Below are 12,933 nucleotides of genomic sequence, written 5' to 3' on the forward strand. Positions count from 1 at the left end.
ACGACCAATATGCCAGATAAAAAAGTACAACCTGAAATTTGGCTATGGACCGGAGTGATAATATTCGCGATTATAATTGTGGGCTTATGGGGCTGGGCAATCAAAATAAAATTCAGTTCCATAAACTGGGCGCAAACTCCGGAAGCGCAAATGGTGGGCACCCAGCAAAAAGATTGGAATCAAATTTTTGCCGACGAAAAAGATAAAATAATCCTTGAAGACGCAAAAAATAAATTAAAAACAATAATTAACGACGTGATTTCATCCGCGTCAAGCACGCCAACCACTACCGTTAACACAAGCACAAAACAATAACCAATATGCCAGAAAAACAAGACAAAATAAATTTTCCCAAAGACAGCGTGGGGATAATCACGCCGGCGCCGATTGTTGAAGAAATGCAAAAATCATATTTGGAATACGCGATGAGCGTTATTGTTCAACGCGCCCTCCCCGATGTTCGCGACGGCTTAAAGCCGGTGCACAGACGCATCCTCTACGCAATGTGGAACATGGGTTTACGGCACAATGCCAAATTCCGCAAATCAGCGCATGTGGTCGGCGAGGTTATGGCCAAGTTTCATCCGCACGGCGACTCTTCCATATATGATTCCATGGTGCGCATGGCCCAGGATTTTGCCATGAGGCATCAATTAGTACACGGTCAGGGCAACTTCGGCTCAATGGACGGGGACTCGGCCGCGGCTTACCGGTATACAGAAGCCAAATTAACCGCCTTGGCCGAAGAAATGCTGTTTGATATTGAAAAAGACACAGTAAACTTCATGCCGAACTATGATGGTTCTCATCAAGAACCCATGGTTCTGCCCACTAAAGTACCCAATCTGCTTTTAAACGGCACGGTGGGTATTGCCGTCGGCATGGCCACAACCATCCCGCCGCATAATTTAGGCGAACTCTGCGATGGTATTGTTAAACTCATTGAAAAACCGGACACCAACATTGAAGAACTGACGGAAATTATCAAAGGTCCGGACTTCCCCACCGGCGGCATTATCTATAATAAAAAAGACATTCTTAATGCCTATTCAACCGGCCGGGGCGGCATTGTTGTACGCGCCAAAGCCGACATCCACGAAACCAAATCAGGCCAATTTCAAATCATTGTCACTGAAATTCCATACAACATAAACAAATCAACGCTATTGGAAAAAATTGCGGAACTGGTGACAGAAAAAAAACTGGAAGGCATTCGCGACTTGCGCGACGAATCCAACAAAGACGGGGTCAGAATGGTTATTGATCTTAAAAAGGATTCTTATCCGAAAAAGGTCTTAAACAAACTGTTCCAGATAACCGAACTCCAGACCACTTTCAACTTCAACATGCTGGCCTTGGTAGACGGCATCCAGCCGCGGGTGTTAAACCTCAAAACCATTCTTGAAGAATTTATAAAACACCGGCAGGAGGTTGTAAAAAGACGCACTGCCTTTGATTTGGCAAAAACCAAAGACCGCGCCCATATTTTGGAGGGATTAAAAATCGCTTTAGACAAAATTGATTTGGTTATAAAAACCATCCGGGCTTCAAAAGACAAAGAAGCGGCCAAGGTCAACCTGATGTCTAAATTTAAATTTACCGATCGTCAGGCCACGGCCATTTTAGAAATGAAACTTCAACAGCTGGCCAATTTGGAAAGACAGAAAATTGAAGACGAATTAAAAGAAAAGAAAACGCTTATAAAAGAACTGGAAACAATTCTGGCCTCCAAAGCCAAGATGTTGAAGATAATTGAAAAAGAAACCTTGGAAATAAAAGAAAAATACGATAATGCCAGACGCACCCAAATTGTTGCCCATGGCGTTAAAGAATTTACCACTGAAGATTTAGTGCCCAATGAACCGACTATAATAATGATCACCACCGACGGTTATATCAAGCGATTGCCTCCGGATACTTTCAAACAGCAATCCCGCGGCGGCAAGGGCGTGATTGGCGTAACCACCAAAGAAGAAGACAGTGTGGAACAACTCCAGGCCACCAACACTCATGACAATATCCTATTTTTCACCAGTCGCGGCCGCGTGTTCCAGCTAATGGCTTATGATATTCCGCAAGGCAGCCGCACGGCCAAAGGACAGGCCCTGGTCAACTTCCTGCAGTTGGCGCCAAATGAAAAAGTGACGGCGCTTCTCGCCACCAGCGACCTGACCAAGATCAAGCATTTGGTCATGGTTACCAGGCATGGTTTGATTAAAAAAACCGCGCTTGAGGACTTTAGCAATGTCCGCAGAAGCGGTCTAATCGCCATCAAATTGAAAAATAACGATACCCTGGAATGGGTCAAACCATCGGATGGCACTAATGAAATTTTAATTGCCACCCAAAAGGGCCAGGCCATCAGATTTAAGGAAAAAGACGTGCGGGAAATGGGCCGGGCCGCCTCCGGCGTACGCGGTATGCGCTTGCATCAAAGCGACGAAGTGATTTGTATGGATGTGATTGAACCGAAAAACACCAGCTTAGAACTTCTAACCGTGGGCGAAAACGGAATTGGCAAACGCACCCCAATCCTGGAGTATCGCATTCAGGGCCGCGGTGGTAGTGGCGTTAAGACCGCCAACATCACCGATAAAACCGGTCTCCTGATTCATGCCAAAGTCGTAGACAAAGTTGATGCCGCCGAACATGATCTGATTATTATGTCCGCTAAAGGCCAGGTTATCAGATTGCCGTTTAAATCGGTCTCCGTCTCGGGTCGCGCCACCCAGGGCGTCCGTCTGATGCGCTTCAAAGAACCGGGAGATAAGGTGGCAAGCGTGACCTTGCTTTAAAAAAATCAAAGGGTATACTATCTTATAGCATGCCTTATAGATCTAAAATTCCCCAAAATCCCACTTTAGATGACTTAATGGAAACAATTAAGCAGTTTTATCGTAAAGAAGATTTGGAAATTGTCCGGCGCGCTTATGATTTTGCCGAAAGAGCGCATGCCGGCCAATTTAGAAAATCAGGCGAGCCCTACATCGTCCACCCGCTTTCAGCCGCCCTCCTTCTAACCGCAATGAGAATTGACGCGAATATTATCGCGGCCGCGCTTTTGCATGATGTTCCCGAAGATACCTCTGTCACGCTTGAAGAAATAGAAAAAAATTTCGGACACGACATTACCTCAATGGTAAAAGGCATTACCAAATTGGGAAAATTAAAATATCGCGGCGTGGAACGGTATATTGAAAACTTGCGCAAAATGTTCGTGGCCATGGCCGAAGATATCAGGGTTATGATTATCAAATTCGCCGACCGGGTAACCAATTTGGCCACCTTGGATGCCCTGCCGCCAAAAAAACGCTATCGCATCGCCTTGGAAAGTTTAGAAATTTACGCGCCCATCGCCAATCGCTTGGGAATCGGCGAATTTAAAAGCTTACTGGAAGACCTGTCGTTTCCGTATGTTTATCCCAAAGAATTTGAAAAAACAAAAGCCCTTAGAGACGGTTTGATTTCCGAACAGGAAACGTACTTGGAAAATGTAATGGATATAATGAGAAAAGAGTTAAAAAATTCCGGCATCAAACTGTCCGACGTGCACGGCCGAGAAAAAACTTTATATAGTTTATACCAAAAAATAATGGCCAAAGGCGGCTGGGAACAGATAGATAAAGTACATGATGTGGTGGCAATAAGAATAATCGTTGCCGACGTCGGCGATTGTTACGCAACGCTTGGCATCATTCACAAACTCTGGCGGCCGCTAAAAGGCAGGATTAAAGATTACATCTCACAACCAAAGCCGAACGGCTATAAATCTCTGCACACAACCGTGTTTTGCGTTGATGGCAGAATCGTTGAGTTTCAAATCCGCGATACCACCATGCATGAAGAAGCGGAGTATGGCATCGCGGCTCATTGGCATTACGACGAGAACCGCTCCCATTCCCAGGCCAAAGATATTTTCTGGGCCCAGGAATTGGCCGGCATCCAAAAAAATATTCTGGAAAAAATGTCGGATATTGATGAATTAAAACTGGATTTCTTTAAAAACCGGATTTTTGTCTTCACTCCCCAAGGCGATGTTATTGACCTGCCCGAAGACGCCACGCCGATTGATTTTGCCTATCATATCCATACTGACATCGGCAATAAATGCAACGGCGCCAAGGTGAATGACCAGTTGGTAAGTTTGGACACGTCACTTAAAAGCGGCGACGTTGTGGAAATTGTTATGGATAAAAATCGCAAAGGGCCAAGCCAGGACTGGCTCAAAACCGTAAAGACGCACCTGGCCAAATCCAGAATAAAAGCCAGTTTAAAGGGTGAAAAAGCGGGCTGGCTGAAAATCATCCTGCCGGGAAAATAAAAAATCCCCCGATCAGTCAGGGGATTTTTTAACTACTGCACTCTACTTGCAATTATCGGTACTTCTACGTCAATCAAATCTCCGGTCGTAAACCCGGTCAAATATGACTCTGAAACAACATGGATGAAAGATGTTTTGAACCGGTTAGTAGTCATGCCATTGGCGGTAACCTCACGCAGGACATTTCCGGCATCAACATACCAGGTTTTGGTGTCCTTACTGATTAACATGCCCTGGTGGGCAGAACTTGTGGTATCAGTGCCACGATTAATGTAATGTGGCCAGAACGGATCAGAAATAATTTTCACTGTATAGTTTTGGCCGTAAAGAGCGGTGGCATCAGTATCAGTGATTTTAGATAAGGTATTGTTAGGCAAAACGACATACAACTGGTCAGCGGAGGACTTTTTTACCACATATGAGCCGGGGCGGTAATTGACGGCGCCCGGATAGGTTGAAGGCACAGATAAAGCGTCAAAACAAGATTGGCTGATTGATTTGTAGCCGCCATAGCTGTTGTCAACATTCCAACTCTTGAATTCATCTCCGGAGGGAAAATAGAGAACCTGCAAGTTACTATTTAAGGAATAAATAGCTGCTTTACCGGTTACTTTTACCATGTCACCAGCAGAAAGAGCCGGACAGCCGGCGAGGGTGGTGACGGTTGTGGTGGTTGTAGTGGAAGTAGTGGGGGAAACAACCGGTGTACTTGGCGCTGATACCACAATCGGAGCAGGTGTGGAAATATACCCGCCTCCACCGTTTTGGATGTAAAGGGTAAAAATTGAACTGGCGCTGGTGCCGCCGCCCGGAGTCGAGCTATACACCGTCACATCATAAGTACCATGGGTGCCAATATCCCCGGCTGTAACCGTAGATGTTAGTTTGGTTGTGGTGACATAAGTGGTGGTAAAGCTCACTCCGTTTATCTTGATGGTTGAAGAGACGACAAAACCGGTTCCGTTTACAGTGAGGGTAAAAGGTGAGGTGTCGTCAAACCTATATCTGCTCGGAGATAAAGAGGTGATGGCGGGGACGGGGTTGCCGAATTTGGCAATAAACATATCATAGCTTCCGGCATTAGAAGTGCTGTATGCACCCGCTGTTACCGGCAGATTAGTAGAGTATGTATCCCCCAGCAAATACACTACCCTTTCGGAATTAACATACAATCCCCCATTTCCTTCATTCAATGTCCCGCCAAAATAGGTTGACCCCTGCAGAGCAGTCAAACCTAAACTCATTTTAGTTAGAAACGAATCAAATCCGCCTGCCCTTGTAACCTGGTAGGCCCCGGTTGTAGTTGGAAAACCAGTTGATGCTGTAGTGCCGCTTAAATAAACAGTATAGGCATCAACATAAATTTCCGCTGGATCACTCAAACGATCTTCACCGCTCCCTCCAAGATAAGTAGATGCAAGCGCCTGGGTCAGTCCTATATTAAACTTAGTCACAAACACATCACTATCTCCATTTTGCGTAGTGTCATAAGCTCCGCTTGTTGTCGCAAAATCAGTTGAGTATGTCCTGCCGGCCACATACAAACTGTCATAAGTCGGGCTTAGTGTCATCGCCCAAATTCTATCATCGTCGCTTCCCCCTAAAAGCGTTGATGATAACAATGAAGAAAAATCATTATTTAATTTAACTACAAATCCATCGTTATTGCCCGGCCCGACATTGGGAGTTGTATCAAACGCGTCGGTGGTGGTTGGAAATGATGAATCCGTTGTGTTCCCTGCCAAATATACATTGCCAGAACCATCCAAGGCCAACGCGTTAATCCATTCGTCCCCCGTTGCTCCTATATAAGTTGATGTAGCGTGCGTTAAGGCATTGTTAAATTTAACCACAAATCCGTCTTCTGCCCCTCCTCCATAATCAACGCCATATGTTCCGGCCGTAATCGCGATATCATTGGAAGCCGTATACCCGGCTATATAGACATTGCCCGAACTATCAAGTTTTATGTCAGTTACATATTCATTATCTGACCCGCCAAAATATGTTGACGCTAACAGTGATGTAAGATCATTGTCTAGTTTGCTTACGAAACCTTCACCCAAGCCGTTGGTTGAAGTTTGGTATGCTCCGGTTGTGGTTGGAAAAGTTGTGTCCGTATCACCGGCTATAAATATATTTCCGGAACCGTCAATACCCAAATTCCACGCTTCATCCCAGCCGTCTGCTCCTAAAATGGTCATTGCCAACAGAGAGGACAGATCTGAATCCATTTTGATAATCACAATATCCGGCCCTGTGTCTAATTCCGTGTCATAAGCGCCGGTGGTGGTTGGAAAATCAGTAGAATATGTATTGCCCAAGATAAACAGATTCCCATCCGCATCCGCTGTCATAGCAAGAGGAGATTCACCGTCAGTACTACCGCCAAAATATGTTGAAACCAACAGGGTATCCAATTCCGGATCAATCACCAAATTATAATTTTTGTTATATGCACCAACCGTGAATGAGTAACTATTTTTATTAAGTTTGTATTGGATAGAAACATTTACTCTCGTGCCGTTTATATCCTGATAAGCAATCGGTTTGGTAAAATATATCGGTTTGACACCATGGACATCAGCTTGCAATTGACCATCTTTGGTCAGTGATAGTTTATCTGCTCCCTTTATCGTCATTTTAATGTCACTCGGATCTCCGTTGGGATATATGGTATATAGTTTTTCAACATTATTACCATGGGCCTTTAACTTGAGTTCAATATTCGGATAAATTTCTCCAAATAAAACAACATTATAAGCGGCGACATTTGTTTGCCATTTTGATTTGTCCGCGCCGATAAAATAATTAATTTTTGTCTCTGTTTGTTCTTGGCCGGTAATTAAAGGGGTATTTTTAAATTGCGGAATTTCTTTTATGACAGCCCCTTTTTGGTCGGCTTTATTTTGTTTGAGGGAGTATGTAATTGTGCCATTATCAGTTACAAAAACAGTGCCCATAAAGATATTAGCACTGAATTTGACTGAATCATCCTTAATTTGACCTTGATTTTCTACCCAAGGAATGATGACGTTGGTTATCTTTGTTTGTTGGGCAGCAGAAAAATCAGCTGCTTTAGCCGGCATGGTGCCAAAACAAAAAATTGCCGTGAGTATAATTAAACCCACCGTTGCTAATTTTATATTTTTTCCGCTCATATGATTGATGAATTAAAATTTACTCGGAAATTCGTTTTATCAATCGCGCCAATTCTTCTTTTGAGTAATAATCAATCACAATCGTTCCCCGTTCGCCTTTGGCGGTTATGGTCACTTTTGTGCCCAGAGCTAAACGGATTTGTTCTTCCAAATAAAGAAGGTTTGGATCTCTTCTGGTTTTATTCGGGGTTTGTCTGGCCACACTGTGTTCAAGCTCCCGAACCGTAATTTTCTGCCCAAGCATGGAAGCCAGCATGTCCAGCTGTTTTTTCTTGTCGCCCAAACTTAAAAGCGCTCTGGCTTGTCCGGCATTAATTTTTCTCTCAACCAGGGCGGACTTAATTTCCTCTGGTAATTCAAGCAACCGAATTGTGTTGGCGACTGCCGGTCGGCTTTTACCGACTTTATCAGCCACGTCCTGTTGGGTTAGACCGAATTCGTCAACCAATCTTTGGTAGGCAAAGGCCTCTTCAATCGGATCCAAATTCTCGCGATGTACATTTTCAATCAAGGCCACTTCCAATTTATCCCTGTCGGCCAAAACTTTTATCACCGCCGGGATACTGGCCAAGCCGGCAATCTGCGATGCGCGCCAGCGGCGTTCGCCGGCCACCAGTTCATAACCGCCATCAGATTTTTCAGTCACCAAAATCGGCTGAAGAATACCATGCTGTTTAATGGAGTTGGCCAATTCCTTGATTTGGTCATCATTAAAATTGCGTCTGGGTTGGTGTGAATTCGGTGTAATTGAAGTAAGCGGTATATACCAAATTTTTTCCTGGCCATCCGCGCTGATGTTGGTTGTTTGTTTTTGATGAGAGCTCCCGCTTGGGGAAATTAAAGCTCCCAATCCCCTGCCTAAAGCCATATGTTTTATATTACTTGTTCAAATCTTTCAATTAATTCCCTGGCCAATCTCTCATACGCTTTTGAGCCCTTACTGCTTGGGTCATAGTGAAAAATGCTCTGACCGAAACTCGGCGCTTCGGCCAAGCGCACCGTGCGCGGGATTACTGACCGGAAAATATTGTCCGGAAAAAATTTATAAAGTTCGTGCATAATTTCTTCGGACAAACTATTGCGGGAATCATACATGGTTAAAACCGCGCCCAAAACATTTAAATTCGGCTTCAAATTTTCTCTAACCATTTCAATTGTTTTTAAAAGCTGCCCCAAACCTTCCAGAGCATAATATTCGGCCTGTACCGGTATTAAGATATGATCAGCCGCGATTAAGCCATTTAAGGTTAAAATACCCAAAGACGGCGGACAATCTATAATGATATAGTCATAAGCATGCTCGGCTTCTACCAGCACATCGGCCAATTTTCTTTCCCTGCCTTCCATATTAACCAATTCAACATTGGCTCCGGCCAAATCAGGAGTAGCCGGCGCCACGCGCAAACCGGCGTGAGCGGTGTTGTGGACAATATCATGAAGGCGCGACTCCCCGGATAAGGTATGATAAAGCCCTTTTTCCAAATCCTGATATTTTATGCCCAAACCCGAAGTGGCATTGCCCTGCGGGTCCAAATCAACCAATAACACAAATTTGCCGGTTTCAGAGAGAGCTGCAGCCAAATTTACGGCCGTGGTTGTCTTTCCCACTCCACCCTTTTGATTGACTATGGATATTATTCTGGACATAAGTTTAACATATTATAACACACGTTTTAGCTTGACTCAAGGCATTAAAAGTTATAATATTTAGCAGTAAGGGTAGTTTTATCCATAAATTCATACTATGAGAACAAAAATCTGGTTAATGGCAGTGATAATCATTATTTTCGGGATACTAATCGGCGGACTGGTATATTTTTCGCAAAAACTCGCCATGCAAAACAAACAGATCGCCGACTTTCAAAACCAAGTAAATCAGTTAAATACGGAAAAAAACGATCTGCAAACATTGGTTTTGAATTTGCAAAATCAGTTAAATAATCAAAAAACACCCCAACCGCAGAATTTAACTTATACCAATGATAAATATAACTTCACCCTGACATTTCCGTCCTCATGGGTAGGTTATAAAGCGGGGTTTCGGCAGGTAAACTGGGGCACAATCGGCTCGGCCGATTCATATGACTTTGGTTTTGACGCCCAAGATTCAATTTTTAACATTGGCGTAATTTCTCATGCGCAGTGGTCAGCGATCCAGACCCAGGGCGGACCGATTCCAACCTTTGTGGGCTCAAATGCCAACTATGTGTTTGTTTACAGCATGTCCCAATATGCCGCCAATGACACCATGGCCGCGCGCCGCAATGAGGTTGCCGGCATAGTTTCAACTTTTAAATTGAAATAGTATGTTGGATCTTAAACAGCTTCAGGCGGAAGTTCTGGAAAATAAAAAAAACAAAGGATTTAATACTACTGACATACCGCTTGAATTTTGTTTTTTAAATAATGAAGTAACCGAGGCCTTTGAAGCGTGGCTGAAAAAGAAAGATAATTTGGGAGAGGAGTTGGCGGATATCACTATCTATTTGCTGGGTCTGGCTGAAATTTTTAATTTGGATCTGGAAAAAGAACTTCGCAATAAAATGGAGAGGAATAAAAATCGGGAATACAAAATTGTGGATGGGGTACCGATTAGGACTAAAGAGGCATAAAAAATGACTAAAAAAATCCTAAAATGGGGGCTGGCAATAATTAGTTCTCTGTTTTTGTTGCTCATTGCGGCCGTGTATTTTTTAAATTTCCATCCGGCGCCGGCACAAGCTGAAAAAGTAGAATGCCAAACTATCGCTCCAATTTTAAAACCCGGACAAAAACTAAAAATTTTAAGCTGGAACGTTCAATTCATGGCCGGAAAAAATTACGTGTTCTATTATGATCTGCTTGACGGCTCCGGACCGGACGACATGCCGTCTGAACTGGACACTCTGGCCACCATAAAAGAAGTTGCCCGGGTGATCAAAGACGAAAATCCGGATATTATTTTACTGCAAGAAGTTGACCAGGGTGCCAAACGCACATATTACCAAGATCAACTGGCGATGCTTTTAAATCTTTTACCCAATGATTATAAATGCAATGTTTCTGCTTATTACTGGAAATCAGATTTTGTTCCCCACCCGCGCATACTTGGCGCGGTCGGCATGAAACTGGTTGTTATTTCTAAATATAAAATTGACAGCGCCATTCGTCATCAGCTCGCGCTTATGCCTTCAGACCCGGTTACTCGGGAATTCAATTTAAAACGGGCTATACTGGAAACGCATTTGCCAATGGAAAACGCAAAGGATTTTGTCGTCATGACCACTCATTTCGAGGCCTTTGCTCAAGGCACCGATACCCTGACCAAACAAACCGAACAGACCGGCGAACTTTTGGATAACTTAACTGCCAACGGCTACTCCTGGGCTCTGGGCGGCGATTTTAATTTGCTCGCACCCGGAAAACAATACTACCAACTGAACAACTTGCAACGCCAATATTTTAAAGAGAAAACAGAATTGGAACCGTTTTTTCTTAAATATAATTCCGTACCGAGCTTGGCAGAAATAAATGGACCGGATGGAGATAGGTGGATTACCCACTTCCCCAATGATCCGGACGTTAAAAAACCGGACCGAACAATTGATTATATTTTCATGTCCAAAAATTTACAGCCGGATAATCATTATGTTAGGCAGACAGACACTCTCAAAATTTCCGATCATTTTCCGATGATTACGGAGTTGTCACTGCCCAAGTAGGTTGACAAAAAGCCCAATTTTAGAGTATACTGATTTCAAGAATTAAAGCCGAAGTGGCGGAATTGGTAGACGCGCACGACTCAAAATCGTGTTCCTTCGGGAGTGTGGGTTCGATTCCCACCTTCGGCACTATGAATTTTTTTACTCTTATTATTATTGGCTATATCGTTATTGCCAGTATTGTTATTTTAATTTTGGTTAGGGATTTATTTTTTAGTGAAACGGAGATGACGAAAAATCCAGCCAGCCAATCCCGCCGCAAAAAATACTATTTTAAAAAATGGATTTCCTGGACATTTATTATTGTACTCGGCTTGGGTATAGTTATGGCGATTGACGCCAGATTTATTGAACCCTATTTATTGGTCATAAACACAAAATCAATTAAAATATCAAACTTAAAAAACCCGATAAAAATCATCTTGGTTACAGACATCCAGGTCAGCGAATTTAAAAAACAGGACTGGGTGGAAAAAATCGTTAAAAAAATAGAGGCCGTTAATCCGGATTTAGTCCTGTTGGGTGGGGATCAGATAGATAATGAAGGAACAAATCTTGATGAAAGCCAATATTTGGAACCCTTAAGGGAGCTGGTTGGAAAATATCCCATCTATTATATTTTGGGCAATCATGAATACGGCATCGGCGGAGCCGCGCGCTACACAACCAGTTTACAAACCGGCGATAAATCCGATTGGTTAAAAACAGAAATGGCCGAAATCGGCATTCCCTTGTTGCAAAATCAACTGGTTTGCCCGGAAGTAAAAAAAGAAAAAATTTGTATTTTTGGGGCGGATGAAATTTGGAAAAAACCAATCAATTTTTCTGATTTAAAAAAATGGAATCCAAATGATCCATTGTTATTTCTGGTGCATAATCCTGACGGAGCAATGTATTGGCCGGATAATTTTCTAAAACCAAATCTAGTTTTGGCCGGACACACCCATGGCGGACAAATTCGCCTGCCTTTTGTTGGTCCGCTGGGAAGCGCACCGACTGACTTGCCTAAAAATTTTTATAAAGGTTTGAATTATTATCATTCAATTCCGGTATTTACTTCTGTCGGAGCTGGAGAATCAGGCGGACCGATCAGATTTTTAGATCCGCCGGAGATTTCAGTGATTGAACTGGTCCCCTGAAAAAAAAAGGTGCCCGACGCGAACGTTCGCGCCGGGCCCGGACTTCTGCGAGTGGGCGGACTTGTCGCGTGCGATGGTGGTCGCGAGCGAACACGTCACTCCCTGCTTCTCTCGTCTCTCCCGGTACCCCCGGGATCTTGTAACCCCCTCGCGCCGAAGCGCGAGGGGATGACGTGCCGATCAGCTTGTGGCCGTCGGCTGACCCAGCTCCTCGCAGATGGAGATGGGCTATGTTGTGTCTGAACGGGTTCCGCCGTCCGCGGGTTGATGCTGCGTTCGCTGTCAGATCAGTTCCGTCGGCGTAGTTGCCGGCGACGAACTTCTGACAGTGCAACTTGGGGGCCTGGCCGGCGCCGCTTGCTGTGCTGGCGCTAGCCGCCGAGGTCCCCGGCGCCGAGGTGCGCGGCGACGTCGTCGTTGCCGCCCGCGCTGTCGTCGCCGATGTTGCCGATGCCCGATGTCATGGTCGTGAAGCCGTGGCTCACCCGTACTCCTCTCGTCGCATGGCGTCCCTCCTGGTCGTCGTCGCATAGAAACGCAGACAACTTCGTTGGGCACATAATAGCACAAAATGATGAGTTTGTCAATAGTTTGGGCCTATAAAATACAAA

General features: G+C 44.3%; 10 protein-coding genes and 1 tRNA gene. 8 read left to right on the top strand and 3 right to left on the bottom strand.

Annotation, left to right across the window (positions count from 1 at the left end; all coding sequences use genetic code 11):
- Window positions 1–9: 9 nt before the first annotated feature.
- From WC526_04300 to WC526_04310, 3 genes are read left to right on the top strand one after another with little or no spacing between them, the layout of a single operon-like run.
- On the top strand, window positions 10–315 hold the full coding sequence (locus tag WC526_04300; GenBank protein ID MFA5062340.1) for a hypothetical protein: 306 nt from the start codon (window positions 10–12) through the stop codon (window positions 313–315).
- A 5-nt stretch (window positions 316–320) separates the two neighbouring features.
- Window positions 321–2,795, top strand: a complete 2,475-nt coding sequence (gene gyrA / locus WC526_04305) for a DNA gyrase subunit A (protein MFA5062341.1) — start codon at window positions 321–323, stop codon at window positions 2,793–2,795.
- A 29-nt stretch (window positions 2,796–2,824) separates the two neighbouring features.
- On the top strand, window positions 2,825–4,321 hold the full coding sequence (locus tag WC526_04310; protein MFA5062342.1) for a RelA/SpoT family protein: 1,497 nt from the start codon (window positions 2,825–2,827) through the stop codon (window positions 4,319–4,321).
- A gap of 32 nt (window positions 4,322–4,353) precedes the next feature.
- On the opposite strand, the gene WC526_04315 is transcribed toward WC526_04310, so the two are convergent.
- The 3 genes from WC526_04315 to WC526_04325 are packed head-to-tail and all read right to left on the bottom strand — an operon-like array spanning window position 4,354 to window position 9,129.
- Window positions 4,354–7,482: an SBBP repeat-containing protein gene (locus tag WC526_04315; protein ID MFA5062343.1), complete on the bottom strand. Its 3,129-nt coding sequence runs from the start codon at window positions 7,480–7,482 to the stop codon at window positions 4,354–4,356.
- A 19-nt stretch (window positions 7,483–7,501) separates the two neighbouring features.
- Window positions 7,502–8,350, bottom strand: coding sequence for a ParB/RepB/Spo0J family partition protein (locus WC526_04320; protein ID MFA5062344.1), 849 nt, complete (start codon window positions 8,348–8,350; stop codon window positions 7,502–7,504).
- A gap of 5 nt (window positions 8,351–8,355) precedes the next feature.
- Window positions 8,356–9,129 (bottom strand): ParA family protein, encoded by a 774-nt coding sequence (locus tag WC526_04325; protein MFA5062345.1) that lies wholly within the window; start codon window positions 9,127–9,129, stop codon window positions 8,356–8,358.
- 97 nt (window positions 9,130–9,226) lie between these two features.
- Between WC526_04325 and WC526_04330 the strand changes: the two genes are divergently transcribed.
- From WC526_04330 to WC526_04350, 5 genes are all read left to right on the top strand, one after another.
- Window positions 9,227–9,787: a hypothetical protein gene (locus WC526_04330; protein MFA5062346.1), complete on the top strand. Its 561-nt coding sequence runs from the start codon at window positions 9,227–9,229 to the stop codon at window positions 9,785–9,787.
- 1 nt (window position 9,788) lies between these two features.
- Entirely contained in the window at window positions 9,789–10,094 is a 306-nt protein-coding gene (locus tag WC526_04335; protein MFA5062347.1) for a MazG-like family protein, read from the top strand.
- A gap of 3 nt (window positions 10,095–10,097) precedes the next feature.
- On the top strand, window positions 10,098–11,183 hold the full coding sequence (locus WC526_04340; protein MFA5062348.1) for an endonuclease/exonuclease/phosphatase family protein: 1,086 nt from the start codon (window positions 10,098–10,100) through the stop codon (window positions 11,181–11,183).
- A gap of 47 nt (window positions 11,184–11,230) precedes the next feature.
- Window positions 11,231–11,312: transfer RNA gene (locus WC526_04345), tRNA-Leu, on the top strand.
- 2 nt (window positions 11,313–11,314) lie between these two features.
- A complete protein-coding gene (locus WC526_04350; protein MFA5062349.1) occupies window positions 11,315–12,322 on the top strand; it encodes a metallophosphoesterase in 1,008 nt (335 codons plus the stop codon).
- Window positions 12,323–12,933 lie beyond the last annotated feature (611 nt).

The sequence above is a fragment of the Patescibacteria group bacterium genome (assembly GCA_041649475.1).
Lineage (GTDB): Bacteria > Patescibacteriota > Patescibacteriia > Magasanikbacterales > GWA2-37-8 > JBAZNA01.

Bases quoted from the DNA above. Each gene is read 5' to 3' on its own strand.
- WC526_04300 (MFA5062340.1), top strand. From the start codon at position 10: ATGCCAGATAAAAAAGTACAACCTGAAATTTGGCTATGGACCGGAGTG.
- gyrA (MFA5062341.1), top strand. From the start codon at position 321: ATGCCAGAAAAACAAGACAAAATAAATTTTCCCAAAGACAGCGTGGGG.
- WC526_04310 (MFA5062342.1), top strand. From the start codon at position 2,825: ATGCCTTATAGATCTAAAATTCCCCAAAATCCCACTTTAGATGACTTA.
- WC526_04315 (MFA5062343.1), bottom strand. From the start codon at position 7,482: ATGAGCGGAAAAAATATAAAATTAGCAACGGTGGGTTTAATTATACTC.
- WC526_04320 (MFA5062344.1), bottom strand. From the start codon at position 8,350: ATGGCTTTAGGCAGGGGATTGGGAGCTTTAATTTCCCCAAGCGGGAGC.
- WC526_04325 (MFA5062345.1), bottom strand. From the start codon at position 9,129: ATGTCCAGAATAATATCCATAGTCAATCAAAAGGGTGGAGTGGGAAAG.
- WC526_04330 (MFA5062346.1), top strand. From the start codon at position 9,227: ATGAGAACAAAAATCTGGTTAATGGCAGTGATAATCATTATTTTCGGG.
- WC526_04335 (MFA5062347.1), top strand. From the start codon at position 9,789: ATGTTGGATCTTAAACAGCTTCAGGCGGAAGTTCTGGAAAATAAAAAA.
- WC526_04340 (MFA5062348.1), top strand. From the start codon at position 10,098: ATGACTAAAAAAATCCTAAAATGGGGGCTGGCAATAATTAGTTCTCTG.
- WC526_04350 (MFA5062349.1), top strand. From the start codon at position 11,315: ATGAATTTTTTTACTCTTATTATTATTGGCTATATCGTTATTGCCAGT.